This window comes from Pseudomonas sp. PDM19, from assembly GCF_014852215.1.
In the GTDB taxonomy this organism is placed as follows: domain Bacteria; phylum Pseudomonadota; class Gammaproteobacteria; order Pseudomonadales; family Pseudomonadaceae; genus Pseudomonas.
The window spans coordinates 623,250-648,787 of record NZ_JACVBG010000001.1 but is presented as its reverse complement, the minus strand read 5'-3'; the positions used below and the strand labels follow the sequence as shown (position 1 = coordinate 648,787).

The 25,538-nt window shown below is 65.8% G+C and carries 21 protein-coding genes; 11 read left to right on the top strand and 10 right to left on the bottom strand.

Annotation, left to right across the window (positions count from 1 at the left end; genetic code table 11):
* Positions 1 to 48 precede the first annotated feature (48 nt).
* Together IB273_RS02865 and IB273_RS02860 are read right to left on the bottom strand one after the other, a co-directional pair.
* The gene (locus IB273_RS02865; RefSeq protein WP_192223174.1) at positions 49 to 1,257 is read right to left on the bottom strand and encodes an MFS transporter; all 1,209 of its coding nucleotides are present in this window, start codon (positions 1,255 to 1,257) and stop codon (positions 49 to 51) included.
* Between the two features lie 12 nt (positions 1,258 to 1,269).
* Positions 1,270 to 2,319 carry an NAD(P)-dependent alcohol dehydrogenase gene (locus IB273_RS02860; protein WP_192223173.1) on the bottom strand — a complete coding sequence of 350 codons (1,050 nt, stop codon included), beginning with the start codon at positions 2,317 to 2,319 and terminating at the stop codon, positions 1,270 to 1,272.
* 172 nt (positions 2,320 to 2,491) lie between these two features.
* Between IB273_RS02860 and IB273_RS02855 the strand changes: the two genes are divergently transcribed.
* Positions 2,492 to 3,412 carry an AraC family transcriptional regulator gene (locus IB273_RS02855; protein WP_192223172.1) on the top strand — a complete coding sequence of 307 codons (921 nt, stop codon included), beginning with the start codon at positions 2,492 to 2,494 and terminating at the stop codon, positions 3,410 to 3,412.
* Between the two features lie 42 nt (positions 3,413 to 3,454).
* Here the strand turns inward: IB273_RS02855 and IB273_RS02850 are convergent, their stop codons facing one another.
* Positions 3,455 to 3,682, bottom strand: a complete 228-nt coding sequence (locus IB273_RS02850) for a tautomerase family protein (protein ID WP_192223171.1) — start codon at positions 3,680 to 3,682, stop codon at positions 3,455 to 3,457.
* Positions 3,683 to 3,984: 302 nt separating this feature from the next.
* On the opposite strand from IB273_RS02850, the gene IB273_RS02845 reads away from it, so the two are divergent.
* From IB273_RS02845 to IB273_RS02830, 4 genes are all read left to right on the top strand, one after another.
* Positions 3,985 to 4,509: a hypothetical protein gene (locus tag IB273_RS02845; RefSeq protein WP_192223170.1), complete on the top strand. Its 525-nt coding sequence runs from the start codon at positions 3,985 to 3,987 to the stop codon at positions 4,507 to 4,509.
* A gap of 668 nt (positions 4,510 to 5,177) precedes the next feature.
* Complete coding sequence (locus IB273_RS02840) at positions 5,178 to 5,663, top strand: hypothetical protein (RefSeq protein WP_081516874.1); 486 nt, start codon at positions 5,178 to 5,180, stop codon at positions 5,661 to 5,663.
* A gap of 200 nt (positions 5,664 to 5,863) precedes the next feature.
* Positions 5,864 to 6,844, top strand: coding sequence for a D-2-hydroxyacid dehydrogenase family protein (locus tag IB273_RS02835; protein WP_151186783.1), 981 nt, complete (start codon positions 5,864 to 5,866; stop codon positions 6,842 to 6,844).
* 190 nt (positions 6,845 to 7,034) lie between these two features.
* On the top strand, positions 7,035 to 7,919 hold the full coding sequence (locus IB273_RS02830) for a DMT family transporter (protein WP_081516872.1): 885 nt from the start codon (positions 7,035 to 7,037) through the stop codon (positions 7,917 to 7,919).
* Here IB273_RS02830 and IB273_RS02825 read toward each other — a convergent pair.
* The 3 genes from IB273_RS02825 to IB273_RS02815 form a co-directional block, all read right to left on the bottom strand.
* Entirely contained in the window at positions 7,912 to 9,249 is a 1,338-nt protein-coding gene (locus IB273_RS02825) for an MFS transporter (protein WP_192223169.1), read from the bottom strand. The genes IB273_RS02830 and IB273_RS02825 overlap by 8 nt on opposite strands.
* A 181-nt stretch (positions 9,250 to 9,430) precedes the next feature.
* A complete protein-coding gene (locus IB273_RS02820) occupies positions 9,431 to 10,510 on the bottom strand; it encodes a C45 family autoproteolytic acyltransferase/hydolase (RefSeq protein ID WP_192223168.1) in 1,080 nt (359 codons plus the stop codon).
* A gap of 58 nt (positions 10,511 to 10,568) precedes the next feature.
* The gene (locus IB273_RS02815; protein WP_192223167.1) at positions 10,569 to 12,305 is read right to left on the bottom strand and encodes an amidohydrolase; all 1,737 of its coding nucleotides are present in this window, start codon (positions 12,303 to 12,305) and stop codon (positions 10,569 to 10,571) included.
* Between the two features lie 106 nt (positions 12,306 to 12,411).
* Here IB273_RS02815 and IB273_RS02810 point away from each other — a divergent pair, with 106 nt between their 5' ends.
* A complete protein-coding gene (locus IB273_RS02810) occupies positions 12,412 to 13,326 on the top strand; it encodes a LysR family transcriptional regulator (RefSeq protein ID WP_151186779.1) in 915 nt (304 codons plus the stop codon).
* 536 nt (positions 13,327 to 13,862) lie between these two features.
* On the opposite strand, the gene IB273_RS02805 is transcribed toward IB273_RS02810, so the two are convergent.
* Positions 13,863 to 14,771, bottom strand: coding sequence for a LysR family transcriptional regulator (locus tag IB273_RS02805; protein WP_192223166.1), 909 nt, complete (start codon positions 14,769 to 14,771; stop codon positions 13,863 to 13,865).
* Between the two features lie 382 nt (positions 14,772 to 15,153).
* Here IB273_RS02805 and IB273_RS02800 point away from each other — a divergent pair, with 382 nt between their 5' ends.
* Entirely contained in the window at positions 15,154 to 16,791 is a 1,638-nt protein-coding gene (locus IB273_RS02800) for an amidohydrolase (protein ID WP_192223165.1), read from the top strand.
* A 61-nt stretch (positions 16,792 to 16,852) separates the two neighbouring features.
* A complete protein-coding gene (locus IB273_RS02795) occupies positions 16,853 to 18,187 on the top strand; it encodes an APC family permease (protein ID WP_192223164.1) in 1,335 nt (444 codons plus the stop codon).
* A 404-nt stretch (positions 18,188 to 18,591) separates the two neighbouring features.
* Here the strand turns inward: IB273_RS02795 and IB273_RS02790 are convergent, their stop codons facing one another.
* Entirely contained in the window at positions 18,592 to 20,064 is a 1,473-nt protein-coding gene (locus IB273_RS02790) for an aldehyde dehydrogenase family protein (RefSeq protein WP_192223163.1), read from the bottom strand.
* Between the two features lie 259 nt (positions 20,065 to 20,323).
* Entirely contained in the window at positions 20,324 to 21,064 is a 741-nt protein-coding gene (locus IB273_RS02785) for a nuclear transport factor 2 family protein (protein ID WP_225606138.1), read from the bottom strand.
* A 254-nt stretch (positions 21,065 to 21,318) separates the two neighbouring features.
* Between IB273_RS02785 and IB273_RS02780 the strand changes: the two genes are divergently transcribed.
* The 3 genes from IB273_RS02780 (at position 21,319) to IB273_RS02770 (ending at position 24,189) form a co-directional block, all read left to right on the top strand.
* A complete protein-coding gene (locus tag IB273_RS02780; protein WP_192223161.1) occupies positions 21,319 to 22,704 on the top strand; it encodes an NAD(P)/FAD-dependent oxidoreductase in 1,386 nt (461 codons plus the stop codon).
* An 11-nt stretch (positions 22,705 to 22,715) separates the two neighbouring features.
* Complete coding sequence (locus IB273_RS02775) at positions 22,716 to 23,075, top strand: cupin domain-containing protein (protein ID WP_081516861.1); 360 nt, start codon at positions 22,716 to 22,718, stop codon at positions 23,073 to 23,075.
* Between the two features lie 289 nt (positions 23,076 to 23,364).
* Positions 23,365 to 24,189 (top strand): lytic transglycosylase domain-containing protein, encoded by an 825-nt coding sequence (locus IB273_RS02770; protein ID WP_081516860.1) that lies wholly within the window; start codon positions 23,365 to 23,367, stop codon positions 24,187 to 24,189.
* A 203-nt stretch (positions 24,190 to 24,392) separates the two neighbouring features.
* Here the strand turns inward: IB273_RS02770 and IB273_RS02765 are convergent, their stop codons facing one another.
* The gene (locus IB273_RS02765) at positions 24,393 to 25,487 is read right to left on the bottom strand and encodes a hypothetical protein (RefSeq protein WP_192223160.1); all 1,095 of its coding nucleotides are present in this window, start codon (positions 25,485 to 25,487) and stop codon (positions 24,393 to 24,395) included.
* Positions 25,488 to 25,538 lie beyond the last annotated feature (51 nt).

Genomic DNA, 25,538 nt, shown 5'->3' with positions numbered 1-25,538 from the left:
CGCCGCTTGCCGATAGCTCTCATTAGCAGGGCTCATGAATCGCCCCGCTCAGCACCCGCTCGGGGAAGCCGACGCGCAACCGGATGCGTTCTCCCGTGAGGCCATGAACGCGAACCCAGCGGCCAGCAACAGCACGAAAGCGCTGAGTTCGAAGGTTGCCCGATAGCCTTGCAGATCGAAGACCACCCCGCCCACGGTGGCCCCCAGCGCGATGGCCAGCTGAACGATAGCCACCATCAGGCCGCCACCTGCCTCTGCGTCATCCGGCAGACTGCGAGCCAGCCAGGTCCACCAGCCTACCGGCGCGGCCGTCGCAACCAGGCCCCAGAGCCCCAGCAGCGCGCCGGTGGCCACCGAGGAAGCTCCGACGCCGATCAGCGCGAGCGCCAGCAGCGCCATCAGCAGCGGGATAAGCATCAGCGTTCGGTAGAGCCCGCTCTTGAGGAATGCCTCGATCAGGAAGGTTCCGGCCAGCCCGGCCACCCCCAGCACCAGAAGCGTGAGCGACAGACCCGAAGGGCTGACCTGGGTAACCGTCTCAAGGAACGGGCGCAGGTAGGTGAACAACATGAACTGGCCCATGAAGAAAACGCTGACGGCGAGCATGCCCCAGGCCACCGGGCCCCGGCGCAACAGACGAAAGACATTGCTGCTGGCGGCACGGGACTCGATGCGAAGCGCCGGCAGGCTCATCCATAGCCAGAGCGCGGCGGCCACGGCCACCGGAACGACGCAGAAGAACGCACCGCGCCAGCCGATCAGCGCGCCAAGGTAGCTGCCCAGGGGCGCGGCGATCACCGTGGCCAGGGCGTTTCCGCCATTGACGATGGCCAGCGCGCGCGACACCTGGTCCTGTGGCACCAGGCGCATCGCGGTAGCGGCTGACAACGACCAGAAGCCGCCGATGGCGATGCCGATCAGCGCGCGCCCGACCATGAACCACGCGTAATTCGGGGCGAAAGCCACCAACGCACCTGACAGCACCATCAGCAAGGTCAGTGCAATCAGCAGCGGCTTGCGGCTGACCCGCGCCGCGACTGCGGCAATCATCAGACTGGTGAGCAAGGCGAACAACCCGGAGACCGAGATGCCCTGCCCTGCCTGACCTTCGGAGACCCCCAGGTCGGCGGCGATGGGCGTCAGCAGGCTCACCGGCATGAACTCGGAGGCAACCAGGGCGAAGGCCGCCATCGAAATGGCGAGCACCGCGCCCCAGGAACCCTGTTCCGCGGCGGCTGGGCGGAAAGAAGACGTCATCGGCAGCGCCCCTCAGCCGGCGAGGCTGGCGTTATCGATCACGAAGCGGTACTTGACCTCGCCGCGCAGCATGCGCTCGTACGCTTCGTTGATCTGCTCGGCGCGCACCAGTTCGATATCGGCAACGATGCCGTGCTCTGCGCAGAAATCGAGCATCTCCTGGGTTTCCGCAATGCCGCCGATCATCGAGCCAGCCAGCGTGCGGCGCTTCATGATCAGGTTGAAGACGTTCGGCGAGGTATGCGGCGATGCCGGCGCACCCACCAGCGTCATGGCCCCGTCGCGCTTGAGCAGGACCAGGAAGGCATCCAGGTCATGGGGCGCCGCCACGGTGTTGAGAATGAAGTCGAAGCTCTTGGCATGGACCGCCATCTGACTGGCGTCGCGGGAGACCACCACCTCGTCGGCACCCAGTTCCAGAGCGGCTTCGCGCTTGTTCTCGGACGTGGTGAAGGCCACCACATGAGCCCCCATGGCGTGGGCAAGCTTGATACCCATGTGACCAAGGCCGCCGATGCCAACCACACCGACCTTCTTGCCGGGGCCGGCATTCCAGTGGCGCAACGGAGAGTAGGTGGTGATGCCCGCACACAGCAGCGGCGCGACCGCGGCCAACTGCTCCTCGGGGTGGCCGATGCGCAGAACATAGCGCTCGTGCACGACAATCGCCTGGGAGTAGCCACCCAGCGTCCAGCCCGGCGCGTCCGGCGTCGGGAAGTTGTAGGTGCCGATCATGCCATCGCAATAGTTCTCCAGGCCGGCATCGCAGTCTTCGCAGTGCTGGCAGCTATCGACAATGCAGCCGACACCAACCAGATCGCCCGGTTTGAAGGCAGAGACATGCGCGCCGACCTGGGTCACCCGTCCGACAATCTCATGGCCCGGTACGCAAGGGTACTGCGTACCCTCCCACTCGGAGCGCACCTGGTGCAGGTCCGAGTGGCAGATGCCACAGAAAGCGATCTCGATCTGCACGTCGTGGGCATTCGGAGCACGTCGGTTGATACGCAGCGGCTCAAGGGGTTGATTGCCCGCGTGGGCACCATAAGCGTTGACTTGCATGGGAATGGCCCTCCTTCAATTCGTGGAGGCCATTGTCCGGGCAGGCGCGGCTGAATCAGTAGCGCAATCCACTGGATTACTTGCCTGATCCTCTGGGCGTGCAGCTTATTGATGGAAAGCGAGCCGAAGCTCGCGGTAGCTTCTAGCGAAACAGGTGCCAGACCCGAACAGCATGACCAATCTCACCCCGCATCCAGCCCAATCGATGGCACAGGCCATTACCGCGCGCATCGCCGAACCGAGCGACGTTTCCACTGCAATCGCCGGGCTCAGCCTGTTCCGCCGCAACAGCCCGTCACCGCCGTGCATCTGCATGGTCGAGCCCAGCATCGTCCTCGTCGCCCAGGGCGAGAAACAGCTCTGGGTGGGCGCTGAGGGATATGCCTATGACCCATCGCGCTTTCTCGTCACCTCGCTGGATCTGCCGGCCAATTCGGAAGTGCTGCAAGCCAGCGAGGACGCCCCTTGCGTAGGACTGGTGCTGAAGCTCGACCTTCGCATCCTGGCCGAACTCATCGCCCAGGGCGGCCTGCCACTGACCCGCGAGCGGGCTGTCAGCAGAGGGGTGGGGATCGGCACCATGAGCCCAGGCCTGCTCTCCTCGTTCGGACGTCTGGTGGACTTGCTGGACGACCCCGATGCGATTCCCGTGCTGGCCCCGCTGATCCAGCGCGAGATCCACTTCCGCCTGCTGCGAAGCGACCAGGCAGCGCGTTTGCGGCAAATCGCCTCGGTGGATAGCCAGGGATACCGGATCGCCAAGGCCGTCGACTGGCTGAAGCAGAACTTCCACTTGCCCCTGCGGATCGAAGAGCTGGCGGCAAGGGTTCAAATGAGCCCGCCGACCTTCCATCACCACTTCCGCCAGCTGACCGCCATGAGCCCGCTGCAATACCAGAAGTGGTTGCGCCTGAACGAGGCTCGTCGGCTGATGCTCAATGAGCACCTGGATGTGTCACGGGCGGCCTTCTCGGTCGGGTATGAAAGCCCCTCCCAGTTCAGCCGCGAGTACAGTCGTCTGTTTGGCATCGCGCCCAGGCTGGACCTCAAGTCCTTGCGCGGCCACGCCGACGCGGCAGCACCGCGAGAATAGGCAAGAAGCCTGGGCAGGGTCGAGGCCGCGCGGATACCAAGCTCAGGGCTTGTAACCTGGCTTCTTGTAGAGGTTGTCGCCTGCACCGAGGATATCGGTGTCGTAAACCGTCCGTTTCCAGTCCGCAGGCGTCACATCCTCAATGGCTACGGATATCGATTCGTCCCCGCACCCGACTACCGCCTTCAATGCATTCGCGATTTCTTCTGTCAGCTCGACCTTGAGAGCCTCACTTCGGCCTTCGAGCATTTTGATAATGACATGTGGCATGGGTGTCTCCGCGTTAGGGGGCAGGATCAGGTCAGCCTGAGCCAGGCTCCATTGATAGCAGATCCAGCAGACGGGCGACTGCCACCCTTGAAGCGAAGCCATTCAGCACGGATTCGAATTTCAGCGCAACACTGAACATCCAACCTGATTGCATCGGCCGTTCTACTTGCCGCCGGACAGGGCAAATGAGCGTCCGCCATGGGTCGGTAGCGGTCTCTCGCCAGAGGCAGAAAACGGCCAGAAGCGGATGTTCTGAGGCCTGTGTAGTATCTATTGTCAATCTGCCCCACGGGAGCAACCTGATGTCTGGCCGCCTTTCGTTTTCATCCCACAGAGCCGCGCGAGATCTACGCGACGCCCGCTTGCTTATGGGCAAACGACTGAGCGCGCTGTGGCATGACCAATACTATTTCAATGGCGAGAAAAACCCAGGAGACGTGGGCTTTCTTGAGTGGTGCTTCGGCGAAGGTGAGGTTTTATCCATGTACCTCTTGAGTGATGGCGAGAGCGTTGGAGCGGACTCATTACCGCTTGATACGACTGTCTTCTTCGAGATAGAGCCCAACGCTTCTTGCGCTTGGAAGAGAGAAAACCTCCTTGCTGGCTTATCGGCGGATCATCTGGAGGGAGCGATCGTTCGTGACGTCGAGGGGGTGCTCGATACTGCGACTGGACAGGAGCCTCGGCTTGTCGGATTTAGAGTTTCTTTTGAGACCGGTGACTACTTAGTCTTTCTGAACAACGGAGATGAAGCAGCCGTATTCATCAACTCGCAGCCCTCACCGTGTCTCGGTATCGATACCCGCTTCGTAACATCTATCGACTGACCGCTATGGGTCGGCAACTGCCCCACATCACAGGCACCAATCGGCCGAAAGCGGGCGTATGACCGGATACCCCTACGGCTTTCCCCCCCCTCTGTCACGCAGCCTTGGCGCGATAGGCTGCAAGGTATCCAGCGCCACCCGTTCGAGGCAGAGCGTGCGCGGCGCCAGCCGGGGCTGAGCGGCCGTCTGTAGTGGCCCACTCCAGCTGTAGGACGAATGACCCGCCGTGTTATCCGCCTTCCTTCCAGTCGCAGCGAACCAGCCTACATACGCGAACCACCTGGACTGTCACCCTCTCCCACCTTTCCTGAACCTGGCTCCTACGCCGCGAAGTATCCTTCCGGCGCAGCGCTGGCTTCCGGGAAGTTCCTGACTCGCCATCGGCATTGCGGTCCTACAAAGCCTCTGCTTAGCGTTTCTCCCGCCACGGAACAGCCGTGGCCAGGTGTGGAAACCTGTTTGATCAGACTTATGCCGTAGCGGAGATAGCCCGGTCTCTTACCAGACCGGGTAACTCTGGCTGTCTATGGCGGACCGTGCGAGGCGGGCTTCGGCCCGGCCGGTCTTTGGTTTGATCAACCGGTTTTCCACCCTTGCACGGTCCGCCTCCCTTCCCTTTCGGGGGCGGTTTTCTCGCTGTACTTCCTGCCCTGAGCAAGGAGAACGCCATGACCCCAAGGATCGAATTCCCGGCCAACCCCGGCCTGATTGCCCAGACCTTCCACCGCTTCGACCGCACCCTGCGCGCGCTGATGATCGACCACCAGGCCTGGTTCGTCGCCCGCGACCTGGCGCGCCTGACCAACACCCACTTCAGCGCCCGCGTGCCGCGCAAGCTCGACCCGGACCAGTACCGCTGGGAGCAGTTGGCGGGCTGCCGCGAGGACGAATTGCTGGTCAGCGAAAGCGGCCTGTATACGCTGCTGTTGCTCTATTTCTTCCACCCGGAAAACCGCAACCTGCGGCAGTGGCTGAGCAACGAGGTGGTGCCGGTGCTGCGGGATTCGCAGCTGCAGCAAGGCAACGGCCCGCGCTATTTCCAGCGCAGGGTGCAGGACCATTCGCTGGCCATGCTGGAATGGCAGGGCGGCGTATGGATGCGTGTGGGCGACGCGGCCAGACTGCTGGAGGCGGAAGCCCGCGCGTCACGCTGAGGCCCCGCGCGAACCTGCCACAGTTTTCAGCCCGCCCTTGTGCGGGCTGTTTCTGGCCTGCGAGTAGCTGGGCGATGCCTTGCACGACTTGTTGGCCGTTCAGGCATCAGGAATGCTGAAGCTCCACTCTGGATCGAAAGCCTTCTGAAGATCGGATATCGTCCTGCGGTAATCCAAACGACCGCAGAGGCGGACTCCCCATGAACATCGTCATCCCCGATGACTACCAGGACGTGATACGCACGCTGGACTGCTACAGCCAACTGGCCGGGCACGACGTGCGCGTGCTGCATGACCTGGGCCCCGCTTCGGCGGACGAGCTGGCCGCGCGCTTCGCCGAGGCCGACGCGCTGGTGCTCACCCGCGAGCGCACCCGCATCGACGCTGCGCTGCTCGACAGGCTGCCCAGGCTCAAGCTGATCAGCCAGACCGGCAAGGTGTCCGGCCACCTCGACCTGGACGCCTGCACCGAGCGCGGCATCGTGGTGACCGAGGGACGGGGCTCGCCCGTGGCGCCTGCGGAACTGGCCTGGGCGCTCATTCTCACGGCGCGCCGGCAACTCGTCCCGGCCATCGAAGCGTTCAAGGCCGGGCAATGGCAGGTCAACCTGGGCCACGCGCTGGCCGGGCAGACGCTGGGCATCTGGGGCTACGGCAAGATCGGCCAGCGTCTGGCGCGCTATGCCCAGGCATTCGACATGCCTGTGCTGGTCTGGGGCAGCGACAACAGCCGGGCCGCCGCCATCGCCGACGGTCATCAGGCGGCGGCTTCGCGCGCGGCCTTCTTCGCCGAGGCGGATATCCTCAGCCTCAACCTGCGCCTGTCCGAAAGCACTCGCCATGGCGTCACCTTCGCGGACCTCGCGGGCATGAAGCCCAGCGCCCTGCTGGTGAACATCAGCCGCGCCGAGCTCATCGCCCCCGGCGCGCTGTTGCAGGCCCTGGACGCCGGTCGGCCTGGCTACGCGGCCGTGGACGTCTTCGAGCAGGAGCCGCTGCTCGCCGCCGACAACGACTTGCTGAAACATCCCCGCGCGCTCTGCACCCCACACCTGGGATACGTGGAGAAGAACGGCTACGAGCTGTACTTCGGCGATGCCTTCGACAACGTGGTGGCGTTCTTCGGCGGAGCACCGAAGAACGTGGCGAATCCGCAGGCCCTGGCGAACAGGCGGGCGTAGAACGCCTGGCAGAGACTGCTTCGCCGGCGCACTGTCGTGCCAGGTTGCAATGCCAGCAGTTGAGGGCGCCGCTGACAGATGGAAAAACGTCGCTGCGCCGCCTTCCCAAGCGCCACGGGCGCCCGGCAAGATGGACGCATTCGCCGCCGCTTTTCGGTGGCCCTCTTCTGCCTTGTGCCACCGGAGTCGTATGCAACCGCGCGACCTTGCCGCCTATCTGTTCCTTGCGATCGGCTGGGGGCTGTCCTTTCTCGTGCTGCTCAAGGCCATCGCCGGGTTCGGCTGGGTTGGCGCAGTCAGCTTCCGCGCGCTGATCGCCAGCTTCACGTTGTTCGCGGTGGCCAAACTATCCGGGCGCCGGCTGAATTTCGAAGGGCTGTGGAAGCCACTCTGCGTGGTCGGCGCCACCACGGTGGCCGGCCAGCTGATCGGCATGACCTACGCCACCCCGCGCATCGGCACGGCCATGGCGGCGATCTTCGTCGCCGGCATTCCGCTGTTTTCCATGCTCATCGGCCGCCTCTGGGGCCTTGAGCGCATCACCTGGAGCGGACTGGGCGGGCTGGTGCTGGGCTTCTGCGGGATGGTGCTGCTGGTGGGCTTCCCGGCGGTGCCGATCACCCACGAATTCATCCTCGGCAGCGCGGCCTCGGTGTTCGGCGCGGTGTGCGCGGCCTTCGGCAGCAACTACGCCAGCCTGAAACTGCGCACCGCCGGGCCCTGGGAGGTGACCTGCGGCGCCTTCGGGATCGGCGGGCTGATAACCCTGCCGCTGTTGATCTGGGTGCCGGTGCCGGGCACGCCACAGCCCGTCGACTTCCTCTTCCTGCTCCTCTGCGGCTGCGTGCTCAGCGCGGTGAACTACGTCGTGTACTTCCAGCTCGTCGCGCGTATCGGCGCCACGAAAACCATCAGCGTGGAATTCGTCGTCACCGTGGTCGCCGTGCTGGTGGGCGCGCTGGTGCTGGGCGAAAGCCTGTCGCTGATGCAGGGCGTGGGCGCGCTGATCATCCTGCTCGGCTGCGCCCTGGTGCTCGGCCTCGTGCCCGGCACCAGGGCACGCGCGGTCAGTTGACCACCTGCACCGGGACGGCGTCTGGCGCGGCGTCGTCGCGGTCGATCACTTCCATGGGCAGGCGCGAGGTTTCCCGCAGCAGCCAGGAGCACACCGCCACCAACAAGAGCGCCGCCGCGCCGTAGAGCGCCACGCCGAACGGGTTGCGCCCGGTGGCGATGAGGATGGCGGTGGCGATGCTCGACGCCGTGCCGCCGCCCAGTGCCGCGCCGATCTGGTAGCTGAACGAGATGCCCGAGTAGCGCATTTCCCGCGGGAACTGCTCGGCGAGGAAGGCCGGGATCGGCCCCTGGGTCGCGCCCATGAAGAAGCCCACGGCGACATAGGCCAGCAGCGCCAGCGGCAGGTTGTGCAGGCCGATCAGCGGGAAGAAGGCGAACAGCCCGAGCGCCATGATGGCCGCGCCGAAGATCATCACCGTGCGGCGGCCGAAGCGGTCCGACAGGTGCCCGAAGAACGGCGCGGAGGCGACGATGGCCACCGACAGCGAGAAGTCGAACAGCAAGGCATGGCTGCTGCTGTAGCCGATGTCGGTCGCGTAGGCGAGGAAGAAGGTACTGCCGATATAGGCAATGGTGACGTAGCCGAAGGCGATGCCGATGCACAGCAGCAGCTCGCGCGGGCGACGGCGGAAGGCTTCCATCAGCGGCATGCGCGCCTCGGCTTGCGGCGCGGCCTTGGGCTGCGGCGCGGTGTTCTGCAGGCGCGCATAGAGGCCGACCAGCACCAGCAGGCCACCGAGCCAGAACGGGATGCGCCAGGCGATGCCGCTGAGGTCGTCGTCGAAGGCGAAGCTGACGATGGCGAACACCGCCGAACCGAAGATGCCGCCGATGCCGATGCCCATGCTCGTGAAGCTGCCCCACAGGCCACGGCGCCCCTTGGGCGCGACCTCGATGCCGAACAGCGCTGCCCCGCCCCACTCGCCGCCGGCGGCAAAACCCTGCACCAGGCGCAGCAGCACCAGCAGAACGGGCGCGGCCGCGCCGATGCTGGCGTGGGTCGGCAGGAAGCCGATCAGCAGGGTGCTCAGGCCCATCAGTACGAGGGTGGCGACCAGCGCCTTCTGCCGACCGTAGCGGTCCCCCAGGTGGCCGAACACCACGCCGCCCAGCGGGCGGGCGAAGAAGCCGGCGCCGAACGCCGCGAAGGCGACCAGCACGGCGGTCAGGCGATCCATGCCGGGGAAGAACAGTTGCGGGAAGATCAGCGCAGCAGCGTAGCCGTAGATGACGAAATCGTAGAACTCCAGCGCGGTACCCATGCCGGAGACGCAGAAGGTGCGAAAGGCCGAGCGCGAGCCGGGAGCTGCGGGCGTGTGGTCGATCATGGCGGTTCACTCTTGTTTTTGTGGCAACACGAAACCCGCGCGGCGGCTGGCGGGCCGTCACGGGGCGTTGGTTTGGCAAGTGGTGATACGTAGGGCGCGCAATCCAAAACGGGTTATCTGCCGGTAGCTCGGCGGCGGATAACGCTGGCGTGTTATGCGCCCTACGACGGGAGGAAGAGCGTCAGAACCGCAGGAACCCCTCATCCGCCAGCTTCTTCGGCGTGCCGGCCACGTACTCCAGCGCACAGCCAGTGGTATCCAGGCCGATGCTCAGCAAGGTTTCCCAGCGTTCGGTGTCCGGCTCGGACATGTCCGGGTGGAAGCACACCACCGCCTGGTCGCCATCGGCGCCGCAGAAGGCGTCGGCGCGCTCGCGCAGGGCCTTGCCAGTCATGCCGGCAGTGCCGGCCTTGAGGTGCTCCAGGCGCGCGTAGGTGGTGGACACGTCGGCCGTGCGCTCACCCCAGCTCAGTTCGCCGTCGAGGAAGTGGTTGGTGTGCAGCAGCCAGCCATCCTCGCGCGGCACCACCACGGCGGTGTGCGCCGGGCTCATCTCGATGCTGGCGGCACGGGCACGGACGTCATTGCGGGTGAAGACGGTCAGCACGGTGGACGCACTGACCCGCGCCGAGCGCGCCATGTCGATGGCCTCGGTAACGCTGGTGGCTTCTTCCAGCACGCGGCGGGCGATGGCATGCACCGGCACGCCGGCGCTGCCGTCGTCACTGGCGTGGTGCAGGATGTTGAAGTGCACGCCAAGCCCTGCGCTGTTCACGCCGATCTTGCCGAGCATGCCGAACTCGGTGAACAGCTTGGCGGTCAGGCCGGTGCTACCGGTGAAGCCCAGCAGCAGGCCGTGGGGCACCAGGCTGTCGTGCCAGTCCCAGGTCTGCAGGCTGCGCGGGGCAGCAGCGCCAGCCGGGGCATGGACGGAGGTGGAGCACTCGCCTTCCACCGGTTGCTCGGGCATCACCGCGAGAATTTCGGTGCGCGCATTCAGAGCCGCCAGCTGCCACAGCGGCAAGGACACGCCCAGCGCCAGGCCTTCGACTTCCCTGGCCAGGGCCGGGCACCAGTCGGCCAGCGCCGCGAGGCTGGCTTCGCCGATGGCGCGCGCCTTGTCCAACTCCACGCCGACGCGCGGGAAGAAGTCCAGGTACAGCGCCACGGTCTGGCGGATCTGTTCGGCGAAGGTTTCGCCGATCTGCCGGCCACGCTGCAGCGGGTCGCGGATGTCGGTGGTGAAGGTGTGAAGAATCACGGCAAGGCTCCTGCAATTGCTTTTTAAACGGGCCGGAGCGCGGGGCGCTCCGGTTGGATCAGAGTTTGTCGCCTGGACGACTATAGACTTCGCGGCCGGCGAACCAGGTCTTGAGCACCCGCGTGTCGCGCAGTGCTTCGGGCTTGACCGTGAACACGTCGCGGTCGAGCAGGATCAGGTCGGCCTGCTTGCCCGGCTTGAGCGAACCGATGCTCTGTTCCAGGCGCATGGTGCGCGCGGCATTGAGGGTGTAGGCCTGGAACATGGTCTGCCGGTCGATGTCCTCGGCGGCGTTGAGCACGCCCTTAGGGCCGACGCGCTGGATCGCCTGGTAGATGGCCTTCCAGGGATCAGGCGTGGTGATCGGCCAGTCGCTGGCGCCGGAAAGGGTCGCGCCGTTCTTCAGCAGCGAGCGCGCCGGGTACATGTGCAGGAAGGCCATGGCACTGACGTAGGGCTTGACCAGGTCGACGCTGTTCTCGTCGGCGGCGGCCCAGTACAGCTGCATGGCGGCGATCACGTCGAGCGCCTTGAAGCGCGGGAAGTCCCTGGGGTTGACCATCTGCAGGTGGGTGATCGAATGCGGGATGCCGCTGTGGCGATCCTTGCGCGCCTGCTCGATGCCGTTGAGCGATTCACGTACCGCGCGGTCGCCGATGGCGTGGATGTGCACCAGCCAGCCACGGGCGTCGGCCGCGCTGACCAGCTCACCGAAGTGCTTGGGGTCGATCAGCAGTTCGCCGTACTTCTTCGAGTTGCTGTAGGGCTCCAGCATGGCCGCACTCTGCGCGGGTACCTCGGCCACTCCGTCGGCGAAGATCTTGATGCCCGGCAGGGTCAGGTTGTCCACGCCGATGAACTGCTGGCGCACCTTGTCCAGCTCGTCGAGGTCGGCAGGGGTCGCCTTGGAGTCGGCCATCAACAGGGCGGCGACGTGCGCGGTCAGCCCGCCTTCTTGCGCCAGCATCCTGTAGGCCGGCAGTACGCCGACGGAATCGTTGTGGATGTCGCCGCCGGGGTTCTCGTTCGCCAGGGGTTCCATCCAGGCGGTGATGCCCAGTTCGTGGTAATAGCTCTGCGCGCCCTTCAGGGCCTTGAGCAGCTCGTCGTTGCTGGCCAGCGGCAGCAGTGCCTGCACCGGGTAGAGGCCGGCATCCACCAGGAAGCCGTTGGGCTTGCCGTCAGCGTCGTGGCCGATGGTAGCCTGCTCCTCGCCCTTCAGCGACTTGACCTTGGTGGCGTCGATCCCGGCGAGGTCGAGCAGCGCCTGGTTGGCCCAGCCGGTGTGATAGTCACCGCCGGCCAGGAGGATCGGCTGCTTCGCCCATTCGCCCTGGTTGAAGCGCTGCTGCAACTCGCCGAGCTCGTCCCAATACGCCGTGGGCACACCACCGACATAGAGGAACTGGCCACGCCGCGCACGGCCGTCGTCGCGCCACTGGCGCAGCTTGCTCTCGAACTCGGCGAGCGGCAGGTCCTGGTTGTCCAGGTTGGCCTGGAGCATCTGCAGGCCGCCCTTGACCAGGTGGGTGTGGGCGTCGATGAAGCCGGGCATCAGCACCTGACCGTGCAGGTCGATGACCTGGGTCGCCGGTTGCTGCAGCTTGAGGATCTGCGCGTCGGAGCCGACGGCGAGGATGCGACCGTTCTCCACCGCCACCGCCTGTTGCAGCGCCTGGCCGGGTTCGGCGGTGTAGACCTTGCCGCCGTGGAAGATGAGGTCGGCGGCGGCCATAGTTTCCATCGAGGAAAAAGCGCAAGCCGCCGACACCAGCGCCGGAATCAGTAGTTTCATCGCAGAGCCTTCGTTATTGTTGATCTGTGACGAAGGTTAAGCAAAAGCCCCGGCAGCTTTAACACTGACTTCCCGCACAACTTTTATTCCTATCAGGAAGCAATCCTTGGACAAGATGACTGCGCTCACCATGTTCGTCGCCACCGCCGACCACGGCGGCTTCAGCCGCGCCGCCGAACAGCTGGGAAAAACCCCGTCGGCGATCACCAAGGGCGTGGCGCAGCTGGAGGCCGACCTGGGCCAGCGCCTGTTCGAGCGCACCACAAGGCGCATGGCGCTGACCGAGGCCGGGCACATCTACCTGGAAGGCGCGCGCTCGGCGCTGATGCAGTTGCAGCGTGCCAGCGAGGAAGTCGAGCAGTTGCAGACCGAGCTGCGCGGCAGCCTGCGTATCGTCTCACCGCCCTCCTTCGCCCCGGCCTTTTTCAATGCGGTGTGCTGCCGCTTCCTGCGCGAGCACCCGCAGGTACGCCTGGAAGTAGACCTGCTGGACGAGTTCGTCGACCTGGTGGAAGGCGGCTACGACATCGCCCTGCGCGACGGCCCCATCGACCTGCCGGACGTGATCGCCCAGCCGCTGCTCGAAAACCGCCTGATGCTCTGCGCCAGCCCCAAATACCTCGCGGAAAAGGGCCTGGACGTGACGCTGGAGAACTACGAGCAGCACGACTGGCTGATCTTCCGTCATCCGCTGCTGAACCGGAACTTCTGGTGGGTGCAGAAAGACGGCGAACGCATCCGCATCCGCCAGCCGGTGCCGCGCATCGCCAGCGACAACTACGACTTCCTGCTCTCCTGCCTGCTCGATGGCCAGGGGCTGCAGTTCCTCCCGCAATGGAGCGCACTGCCCTACCTGGAAAGCGGCGAACTGGTGGAACAGCTCCCCGACTGCTGGCGCGACCAGAGCGCCTTCGGACCCTGGGTGCATGTGCTCTACCTGCCGCACCGGCGCAGCACGCGCAAGGTGCGGGTGTTCATCGACTACCTGCGCGAGCACCTGCAGGGGAAGGGGTTGGTCTGACAGCGGCTCAACGTAGGATGGCGTGGAGCGCAGCGATACCCATCAATGCCTCACACCGACAGCATGGGTATCGCTGCGCTCCACCCATCCTACAAATACGCAGCGACCGGCTTTGGCTTTGGCTTTGGCTTTGGCTCTTAAGTCTTCCAGCGAAACATCCGAGCACTCCGAATACCCCGTTCAGGAGGCCTCGTTGAAGCGGAGTTTCAGGGGTTGAGCGACATGGATGTCGCGAGAGCCACGATGGGCCAGGGATGGCCCGTCGTGGCGTGCCCCTGAAACTTCGCTTCAACGAGGGTATTTTTCGCCCCAAGCGAAAAACCGGATGTCCGGGGCAAGACCTTTGCCTTCTTTGGGTCGTTTGCCAAAGAAGGTCGCCCGAGGGGGCGAAACAAGAAGCCCGCGCGCACGCCGTGGCGGCGCAATACACCCAAGCCGAAGCAACTCTGCAATGCTGGCGCCGCCCCTGCGGACGGATCGCGGGCATGGCCCGCTCCTACAATGGAGCGGCGTACCACCGCGAACGGTTGTACGTCTTACACCAACCTCTGCTCCCGCAGGTAATCCCGCAGATGCTCGATGAACGCGATGATCTTGCGCGTTGCCCTTCGCGTGCTCGGGTACACCGCCAGCAACTCCGACCCCAAGGCCTTGGGGTCAAAATGGCAGTCATCGAGGATCGTCCGCAACCGCCCGTCCCGCAGGTACGGCAGCACGCTCCAGACCGGGCACGGCAGCACGCCCTGCCCGGCCAGGCAGGCCTCCAGCAGCAATTCCTGGTTATCGCTGTTCAAGCGCCCGCTGCGCGGTAGCAACAGCCGCTCGCCAGCCCGCTCGATCAGCCAGCTCTCGCCCAGCGCCGGGTGGCGATAGACCAGGCATTCGTGCTCCACCAGTTGCTCGGGCCGCTCCGGCACGCCGCAGCGCTCCAGGTAGTCGGGGCTGGCGCAGAACACGATGCGACTCTCTCCGACCGGTTGCGCGATCAGCCCCGGCAGGTCGCTGTGTCCCAGGCGCAGGGCAAGGTCGTAGCGACCATCAAGCATGTCGATGTAGGCATCGGTCAGGTCGACCTGCAGGCTCATGTCCGGGTGCTTGCGCATGAAGCTGGCGCAGGCGCCGTTGAGGAAGGGTCGACCGAACGCCAACGGGCCATTGATGCGCAGGCGCCCCTTGAGGCTGTGGTGCAGCTGAGCGATTTCCTCCTCGGACTCGCGCATGCGCTCCAGCACTTCCCGTGCTGTTTCCAGATAGAGCTGCCCGGCCTCGGTCAGCGCCATGCTGCGGGTGGTGCGCTCGAACAGCCGCGCACCCACTTCCTGCTCCAACTGCCCGACCGACTTGGCCACCGCCGAAGGCGTCTTGCCCAGCTCCTCGGCGGCGCGGCTGAAGCTGCCGAGTTCGGCGCTGATGACGAATAGCTGCAGGCTGTTGAGCTTGTCCACGATTGAGTCCGAATTTTCCCAAGTGTTATTCCAGGGCGCCGCTTACTCGCCGCCTGGAAGGCCCTTAGCCTCTGCGCAACGCCAACAAGAATCAAGAGAAAGGCCCTTTCCCCATGGAAAGCCACCCTGCCTCATCGTCACGCATTTTGAACTCAGAAATGAAAATAAGCTGCCTTGCCCGCCTACCTGCGCTCGTCCTGATGCGTCCCCGTGCCGCGTTCGGTGACGCGTTTGGCAAGTCCGCCCTGCTCTCTCTCCAGCGCCGTTTCAAGCGTGGACGAACGAACGTCATCCGGGCGATACGCAGCCTCCGCGATGACGCCCCGTTCGATCCCGTCAGGCCCTGATCCTTTCGAACCCTTCCGCCTTGCCTGGAGTCACCATGTCCACCGCCGCCGAACTGATCATCACCCACGCCGACATCCGCACGATGAACGAGCGCCAACCGCGCGCCGAGGCCATCGCCATTCAGCGCGGTCGCATCCTCGCCGTCGGCAGCAATGTCGAGATCGAGGCGCTGGCCAACAGTGCCACCCGCCGCATCGACGCCGGCGGCCGGCTGATGCTGCCGGGCCTGCAGGACACCCACGTACACTTCCAGCTCAGCGCCGCCGACCTCTACCACAACGCCTCGCTGTATGACGCCACCACCCTCGACGAGCTGCTGGAAACCATCCGCACCTTCGCCCAGGCGCACCCGGAAAAACCCTGGATTCGCGGCGTCGGTTTCTCCTCCGCGCGCTTCACGCCCGAACAGCTCACCAAGGAGCGGCTCGACAGCGTCACCGACGGCCGTCCGGCGCTGATGTTCGCCAGCGACTACCACAACGGCTGGGCCAACAGCGCCGCATTCGAACTGGCCGGCGTGCGCCCGGGCAGTGCCGAGCCGGATAACGGCGAATACCTGCGCCAGGCCGACGGCACGCCGAAGGGCTGGCTGGTGGAAGACGCCATCTGGGCGATGAACCGCATCGCCCCCGGCTATACCGACGACGACTACCTGCAGGCCATGGCGCACTACAGCAAGGCCTTCAACGCGCGCGGCATCACTGGCGTGCTCGACGCCATGGCCGCGCGCAACTACCTGAAGAACTACCAGGCCTCCCATGATCGCGGTGACCTGACCCTGCGCGTCTGCGCCACGTCGAAGATCTTCGCGCACAAGTCGCTGGCCGAGCAGATGGCCGAACTCAAGGACCTGCGCGCCACTTACCAAGGCGACCGGGTGCGCCTGCATTCGGCCAAGTTCTTCCTCGACGGCGTGCTGGAGAACGGCACGGCGGTGCTGGCCGCGCCCCGCAGCGATACCGGCGGGAATGCCGAGCTGATGTTCAGCCAGGAGCAGATCGACGAGTTCTTCAGCGCCTTCGACCGCGAGGGTTTCCAGATCCACGTGCACAGCATCGGCGACGGCGCCGTGCGTGCCGCGCTCAACGGCCTGGAGGTCGCCCGCGAGCGTAACGGCCAGTGGGATTCACGCCACCAGCTGGCGCACCTGCAGGTGGTCGACCCGGCGGATATCCCGCGCTTCAACCAGCTCGGCGCGCTGGCCAACTACCAGACACTGTGGGCGCAACCCAACCCCGAGGCCGACGCCATAGTCGAAGCCATGATCGGCCCCGAGCGCAGCCAGTACATCTATCCGCTGGGCGAGTTCGTGCGCCAGGGCGTGACCTGCATGCTCAGCAGCGACTGGGGGGTGACCGGTTTCGATCCGTTCCAGATCATCCAGTGCGCCCTCACCCGGCAGAACCCGGCGCTGGGCGACGACAGCCCGGTGCAGACCGCGCAACACCGCATCGGTATCGCGGATGCGATCAAGGGTTACACGATCAACGCCGCCCACGCCGCCTGGCGCGACGACTGTACCGGCAGCCTTGCTCCGGGCAAGTACGCCGACCTGATCCTGCTGGACCGCGACCTCTATGCCATCTCCCCCTACGAGATCGGTCAGACCCAGGTCCTGCTGACCCTGCTCGAAGGCCGCGAGGTCCACCGCGACGCCGCCTTCGCAGGCTGAGCCAGCGGCCCGCCAGCGAGGCGGGCCCTTCTTCCAACAACAATAAAAGTGGAGCCTGATCATGGGCGTTGCAGTTCCCCACGGGGGCGCGCAGCTCAAGCGCACCCTCGGCCTGAAAGACCTGGTGGCCTATGGCATGGCCTACATCGCGCCAATGGCGCCACTGACCACCTTCGGCTTCGTCTGGGACGCCTCGGGCGGCCTGATCGCGCTGGCGTACCTGCTGGGCGCGATCTGCATGTACTTCACCGCGCAGAGCTACGCCACGCTGTCCAACGAAGTACAGAGCGCCGGCTCCGTCTATGGTTTCGCCCGGCACAGCCTGGGCGAGGTTCCGGGCTTCGTTGCCGGCTGGCTGATCCTGCTGGATTACCTGCTGATCCCTGCCCTGGTGTTCCTGATCATGTCGGTGGGCCTGCAGATCCTGGTTCCCGGCCTCGACCGCGCGCTGTGCCTGGTGCTGCTGGTGGCGGTGTCACTGGGCATCAACTGGTTCGGCGTCGCCGTCACTACGCGCGTCAGCATGGTTTCGGTGGTCCTGCAGTTCACGGTGATGTTCGGCCTGCTGGCGCTGGCGCTGTTCGCGCTGGCGCAAGGCAAGGGCGCCGGCACACTGACTGCCGCGCCGTTCTTCGACAACAGCGCCTTCGATGTCGGCAAGGTGTTCACCGCCACGTCCATCTGCGTGCTGTCGTTCCTGGGCTTCGATGCCATTTCCACCCTCGCCGAAGAAGTGAAGGACAACGACCGCCGGCTGGTCGGCCGCGCCATCCTGCTGGTGCTGTTCATCTGCGCGACGCTGTTCGTGGTGACCACCTGGGTGCTGGGCAACCTGATGCCGGGTGTGGCGATCAAGGACGCCTCGGCAGCCATCTACGAACTGACTGCAGCACAGATCGGCCCCTGGGTCGCCCTGCTGCTGGCCTGGGTGATCGCGGTGATGGTCGGACTGACCAACGCGCTGCCGATGCAGGTCGGCGTCTCCCGTGTGCTGTTCGCCATGAGCCGTGACCGCCAGCTGCCAATGCTGTTCGCCCGCCTGCACCGCCGCCACGGCACTCCGCATGTGGCGCTGGTGCTATCGACCCTGCTGTCGCTGGGCATCGCCCTGGTGATGCGCGAGCGCATCGACACCCTCGCCTCCTTCGTCAACTTCGGCGCGCTCACCGCCTTCGTCCTGCTGCACCTGTCGGTGCTGGTCAAGCTGGGCATCAAGGGCCGCAGCCGGCGCTGGTTCGCCCACTGGCTTGTGCCCATCGTGGGCATCGCGGTGGTGCTGACGGTGCTCGATGGCATGGATATTCATGCGCTGACCATGGGGAGCGCGTGGCTGGTGATCGGGCTGATCTACGGCCTCTACCTGCGCAGCAAGGGGCGGGTGGCGCTGAGCGTTTGATGCCCCGTGCCGTGCGGTTCGCGAGCAAGGACTAGGCGTCCCCTTCGGTCCTACGAAGGGCCCCACCGATCCAGCTTTGGCTTTGGCTCTTAAGTCTTCCAGAGAAGCATCAGCGCACTCCGAACGCCCCGTTCAACGAGGGAATTTTTCGCCTAAGCGAAAAACCGGATGTCCGGGGCAAGACCTTTGCCTACTTTGCGTGGTGCGGCCATCCGTCGTTTGGCAAAGTTGGTTGCCCGAGGGGGCGAAACACAGAATCCGCGCTTACGCCGAAGCGCTGCAGAAACACGCACAACAACGCAGGCAACGCCAACGGCAGATAACGCTGGCGCGTTATGCGCCCTACAAGGGCATGCCGGCGTAGGGCGAATAACCTGGAACAGGTTATCCGCCGCCCCCTCACATCACTTGATGTACCAACCCCACGGCTGGTCGCTGAGGTACTCGGTGACCTGCTTGGTCTCCAGGTAGTTGTCCAGCCCCCATACGCCCAGCTCGCGGCCGATGCCGCTCTGCTTGTAGCCGCCCCACGGCGCCTGGGTGAAGGTCGGCTGCGAACAGTTGACCCAGACGATGCCCGCGCGCAGGCCGCGGCTCACGCGCTGGCAACGCGCCGGGTCGGCGGACATCACCGCCGCTGCCAAGCCGAACTGGCTGTCGTTGGCCAGGCGCAGCGCCTCGGCTTCGTCCTTGAAGCGGCGCACGGCGAGGACCGGGCCGAAGATTTCCTCGCGCCATACGGCGCTCTCCAGCGGCGCGTCGATGAACACTGTCGGCTCGACGAACCAGCCCTTGTCGCAATGGGCCGGACGCTTGCCGCCAGTGACCAGCTTCGCCCCATCGCGCACGCCGGCTGCGATGGCCTGCAACACCTTGGCGTGCTGGCCGACGCTGACCAGCGGGCCGAGCAGCACGCCCGGCTCCAGGCCGTTGCCGATGGTGATGCGGCGGGTTTCTTCCACCAGGCGCCCGATCAGCCGATCATGCAGCCCGTCCTGCACCAGCAGGCGCGATGTGGCGCTGCACACCTGGCCCTGGTTCCAGAAGATGCCGAACAGGATCCACTCCACGGCTGCCTCGACATCCGCGTCATCGAAGACGATGAACGCCGATTTGCCGCCCAGCTCCAGGCTGACGTTCTTGATGTCCTGGGCCGCCGCCTGCATGATCGCGCGCCCGGTCGGCACGCTGCCGGTGAAGGCCAGCTTGTCCACGCCCGGATGCGCCGAGAGCGGCGAGCCGGCGTCACGGCCCAGGCCGGTGACCACGTTGAGCACGCCCCTGGGCAAGCCCACCGCATCGGCGGCAGCGGCCAGTTCCAGGGAAGTCAGCGGGGTCAGTTCCGAAGGCTTGAGCACGGCGGTACAACCGGCGGCCAGCGCCGGCGCGACCTTCCACGAAGCCATCAGCAGCGGGTAGTTCCACGGGATGATCTGCCCCGCCACGCCGACCGGCTCGCGCAGCACGCGGCAGGCGAAACGCTCGTCGGGCAGCGCGACCACGTCGCCCTCGTCATTCAGCCCTTCGGCCAGCTCGGCGTAGTAGTCGAAGCAGCCGATGGCGTCGTCGATATCCCACTGCGCCTCGGGCAGCGGCTTGCCGTTGTCCTGCACCTCCAGGCGGGCCAGGTCTTCGCGGCGGCCACGCAGGTTGTCGGCGATGGCGCGCAGGTAGCCGGCGCGTTCCTTCCCACTGCTGCGGCCCCACTCGCCCTCATCGAAAGCCCGGCGCGCGGACTGCACGGCGCGATCCACGTCCTCGCCGGTGGCAGCGGCGACTTCAGTCAGTACGGCTTCGCTGGAGGGTTCGTACACCTCGAAGCGGCCGCCTTGCGCGGGTGCCTGCCATTGGCCATCGATATAGAGCTGGTCGCGCATGCGAAGGTCTCCTGAGCTTGTTGGAATGCTTGTGGGCCGAGCATAGGGAAATGGGCACGGGGTTGATAACGCGGGCGCCGTGCATGCGGGCACGCGCGGAGGGGACTGTCTGTAGGAGCGAGCTTGCTCGCAAACCGCCCGGCTGCGAAGCCGAGGGGAAGCCCCGTAGGATGGGTGGAGCTTGCGATACCCATCGCCAGGGTCACCCGTGATCGATGGGTATCGCTTCGCTCCACGCCATCCTACAAAAGCACTCCGCTCACGAAGCCGCCTTCTGTTCCAGGTACGCCTTGGGCGACAACCCCGTCTCCTCGCGGAAGCAGCGGTAGAAGGTCGACAACGAGCGGAACCCCGCTGCCCGCGCCAGCTCATCGATGCGCGTGACGCTGGTAGCGCCGTCGAGCTGGCTGAGCAGGTGGCGCAGCCGCAGCTGGTTCAGGTACTGGTAGAAGCTCAGCCCCAGTACCTGGTTGAGGAAGTAGGAAATCTGGTTGCGCGTGTAGCCGGTGGCCGCCGCGACCTGGGGCATGTCCAGGTCGGGGTTGAGGAAGGGCCGGGTCTGCTGGAAGTACTGCTGGATGTCGCCGCCGAGCAGGCTCAATTGCCGCGCGGAGAGCCCGAGGCGGCTGTCGGCCATGCGCGGCTGCGGCTCGCTGGCGGTTTTCTGCGGCTGGCCGATCAGCGCTGCGTGCTCGTTGACGCGGATGATCCGCCCGTCGCGCACGGTATAGGCCTCGGTGGCGCGGAAGGACACCAGCCCCTGGGTGCCCCGCAGGGTCACCTGATACTGCAGGAAGGCGGTGTCGCCATCGACCCGCAGGCGGTCGGCGTAGACCTGTGACTCATCCCCTGCTGCGGGCATGCTGGTCTGCAGGTACTCGCGCAGTTCGTTCGGCGCAATCCGACGACCCTGGAAGAAATCGTTGTACTCCACCTGCGGGTCGAACAGCGCCATCAGCGCCTCGATGTCATGACGACGCCAGGCCTGGTGATAACGCATGACCACCGCGTGGGTAACGGCGCTCGCCGGGTCGGGCTGGTAAGTCGTGCCTTCGAGCGTGGCGCTCCAGCCCTGCTCTTCGCTCATGCTTCTGCGCTCATGGTTTTCCCCTGCCGGTCTTGGCCGGCTTGTCCTGCTCCGGGCGTGCCCGCAAAGAGCGACTAGCCGTATGCCTTGGCACCCCGGAGCGATTACAAAACTCGGACGCGGCCCGAAGACCGCTTTTTCTTCCGACATTCTGCCGGAGTTTTCCGATGACATCCGCCCTTCTTGCGCACGCCACTCCCCGACCTTTCTGGCTCGACACTCTCGATCCCGCTCCCGCCGCACCGGCGCTGGAAGCGGATCGCCGCTTCGACCTGGTGGTGGTCGGCGGCGGCTTCACAGGTCTCTGGACCGCCCTGCACGCCCGCCTGCGCTGGCCCGGCGCGAGCATCGCGGTGGTCGAGGCGCGTCGCTGCGGTGGCGAGGCGAGCGGGCGCAACGGTGGCTTCTGCGCGCCGAGTATTTCCCACGGCGTAGGCAATGCCCTGCGCCGCTGGCCGGAAGAAGCTGAAACCCTTGTACGCCTGGGCCGTCAGAATCTCGAAGAGTTCGAGGCGGACTTGAAGCGCTTCGGGATGAACGTGGAGTTCGAGCGTCGCGGCAAGCTCAGCGTCGCCATGCAGCCCTGGCAGGTCGAAGGCCTGCGCGGCATGCAGAGCAACTACCAGCGCTTCGGCATCGACTGCGAGTGGCTCGAAGGCGTGGAACTGGCGCAGAAACTCGACTCGCCGCTGTACAAGGCCGGCGTTTTCGAACCCAACTACGCGCTGCTCAACCCGGCGAAGATGGCCGCCGAGCTGCGCCGGGTATGCCTGGAGCAGGGCATCGAGCTGTTCGAGAACACCCCGGTGCACGAGCTGCACCAGCGCGGCGACCGCCTGATGCTGCGCTGCGATCGTGGCGAGCTGGAGGCCGGGCAGATCGCCCTGGCCACCAACATCGCCCCGCCGCTGCTCGGCCACCTGAACTCCAGCGTGATCCCGGTGTACGACTACTCGCTGGTCACCCAGCCGCTCACCGACGACCAGCTGCGCGCCATCGGCTGGGTCGACCGCTACGGCATCGCCGATGCCGGCAACCAGTTCCACTACCTGCGCAAGACCGCCGACAACCGCATCCTCTGGGCCGGCTTCGACGCCATCTACCACTTCGGCAGCCGCCGCGACGAGGCCCTGACCCAGCGCCCGGAAAGCTTCCAGCGCCTGGCCGGACAGTTCCGCGAGGCCTTCCCGCAGCTCGGCCCGGTCGAGTTCAGCCATGCCTGGGGCGGCATCATCGACACCTCGGCGCGCACCACGCTGTTCACCGGCTGCGTGCTCGGCGGGCGCGTCGCCTATGCGCTGGGCTTCACCGGCCAGGGCGTGGCGGCCAGCCGCTTCGCTGCGCTGAACATGCTCGACCAGCTGGGCGGCGAAAGCACTGAGCGCACCCGACTGCGCATGACCTCGCAGAAGCCCTTCCCCTTCCCTCCCGAGCCGCTGCGCTACCTCGGCGTGCGCCTGGCTCAGCGTTCGCTGGCCAAGGAAGACCGCACCGGCCGCCGCGACCTGCTGCTCAAGACCTTCGATGCCTTCGGCGTCGGTTTCGATTCCTGATGGAGAACCTCATGTCCACCCTGCCCCGCCACGTCATCGATTTCGCCAACCCCGACCTCGCCCCGCAGGAGCGCGAGATCAACGACCCGGCGATCGTCGATGCGCCGTACCAGAGCCGCAGCTGGCGGCACTTCAGCGCCCCGGAAAAGAACGCCATTGCCGGTATCTGGGAAGCCGGCGTCCACCTGGAACGCTGCGAGTGTGACTACGACGAGCTGTGCCACATCCTCGAAGGCAGCGTGCGCCTGACCGACGCCGATGGCGTGGCGAAGACCTTCGGGCCGGGGGATTCCTTCGTGGTCGCGGCGGGATTCAAGGGCACCTGGGAAAACCTCACGCCGGTGCGCAAGGTGTATTTCATTCTCGGTTGAGTTCGGCGTTGCAGGTGTTCGCGAGCAAGCTCGCTCCTACAAGGGAGTGCCACACGCACTGCGTAGGAGTGAGCTTGCTCGCGAGTCTGCGGACCTGCACCCTGACCTGGAACGTCGGTAAGCCGTACGTCCCCCCAAGCTCCACAACCGTTTGAAAGGGCTATAACTAGCGAAACGAAACGGCAGGTCACCCGGGATCAACCGGCTACGACCGCCCCTGATGGCCCTTTTCCTTTACCCGGATCAGGCTTCCCCAGCCTGATCGGCGCCCGCGGCGCGGAGCGGTTTGATGAGTTCCAGAACCTGGCGATGGGCTCGCAGGAGCCTCCCTGGCTGCATCGGACTGGCACTGCTGGTCGCTCCGCTCTACGCCAACGCCCTGTTCAAATGCCAGGCCCGCGACGGGACCGTCAGCCACACCAGTCACGCCGTTGCCGGGGCGCGCTGCACGCTTCAGAACAGCAAGACAAGCCAGACCAGCAAGTCGGGCGCGACTGCCAGCGCCAGGTCGAAGGCCGCGCCAGCGAGCGAGCGCGGGGACGAGCCTGGCGCAGGGCGGGTTCGGGTTTACACCTTCGTCCACAAGGGCGTTCGCCAGTACGTGAGCCGTCGCCCGGTCGGGATCTCCGCGCGGGTCGATGTGATCGATGTGTATTACATCAAGGGCTGCTACCTGTGCATGGCGCCGAAGGATTTCAACGTCGCCACGCTGCGCCTGGACACCCGTTCCTATCGCCGCGAGATCGAGGCCGCGTCGCTGCGCTACGGTGTCGACCGAGCGCTGGTGCGCGCGGTGATCCATGCCGAATCGGCGTTCCAGCCCAACGCCATTTCCGTCGCCGGCGCGCAGGGGCTGATGCAGTTGATGCCCGACACCGCTGAGCGTTTCAATGTCAGCAACCCCTTCGATGCGCGGCAGAACATCCGTGGCGGAGTGCGCTACCTGGCCTGGCTGCTCAAGCGCTTCAACGGCAATCAGCGGCTGGCGCTGGCGAGCTACAACGCCGGTGAGATGACCGTCGACAAGTACAACGGAATACCGCCCTACGCCGAGACGCAAACCTACGTCGCCCGCGTGCAGTCGCTGACCGAGCGCTATCGCAATCATCGCTAGCCGGTTGAATGTCGAGGTCAGAGAGAGTTCGTAGGATGGCGTGGAGCGCAGCGATACCCATCCTACAAAGAGCGCAGCGGCATGCCGGCCCGACTCGTAGGGCGCATAACCTGGAACAGGTTATCCGCCGGGGCATCCGCGGCGGATAACGCTGGCGCGTTATCCGCCCTACCGGTCAGCCCGACCCTGCCAGAGCTGATGGCTCAGCCGAACTTCCACCCCGCCGTCGCCAGCCGGGTGTCCAGCGCGGCGAGGTCGGCTTCCACCCGCGCAGCCGGTTCCGGCATGTAGGCCAGCGGGTCGGGCAGCGTGGACGGCTGGCCGAGGAAGCCTTCCGTCGCGGCATGCAGGCAGTACGCGCTGTAGGCCGGGTTGTAGCCGCCCTCCTGCACCACCAGCAACCGTCCCTGGCAGAGTTCGTCGGCCAGCGCGCGGGCGCGGCGGGCCAGGCGGTTGAAGCCCTGCATGGTCACCAGCTGGCGGCCGTTGGGGTCGAACTGCGAGGCGTCCAGGCCGTTGGCGATGATCAGCAGGTCCGGCTTGAAGGCGCGCAGGGCCGGCTCGACGAAGCGGCTGAAGACCATCTCGTAGAGCTGGTCGCCCGAACCCATGGGCAGCGGCAGGTTGAGGTTGCTGCCCAGCCCCGCGCCGTAGCCGCGCTCATCGGCCGCACCGCTCTGCGGGTGGCTCGGCCCCCAGGCGCCGTGGTCCATGTGCAGGGACACGGTGAACACCGAAGGATCGTCGTAGAAGCCTTCCTGGGTGCCGTTGCCGTGGTGCACGTCCCAGTCGACGATGGCCACCCGCTCCAGCCCCGCCGCCTGCGCGGCGCGCGCGGCAACTCCGACGTTGTTGAAGAAGCAGTAGCCGTCGGCCATGGCCGGCGCGGCGTGGTGGCCCGGCGGGCGTACCAGGGCCATGGCAGGGTTGCCGGTGGCCAGCACGCTTTCCAGTGCCAGCAGGCTGGTGCCGGCGGCGGCCAACAGGCCGGCGAGGCTGCCGGCAGACATCAGCGTGGTGCTGCTGAAGCGCTTGCCCTGGGCGTCCGCCGCGAAGATGCCGCGCAGGTAATCGGCATCGTGGAAGCGCAGCAGTTCCTCTTCGCTGGCATGGCGGCCTTCGTGCCAGTTCAACGAGCTGGCGACCGGCCCGCGCTGAAGGATGGCGCGCATGTTGAGCAGCCGGGGATTGCTCTCCGGGTGCAGCAACTGCTCGGCCAGCAGGTCGCTGGGCGGCGCCTCGAACACGCCGGCAGCGGTGTCGTGGCGCAGCACGTCGTCGTGCCAGAAAATATCCATCGTGTGACTCATCAGAAACCCTCGGATTCCATCACTGCGCCCGCAGGCGCA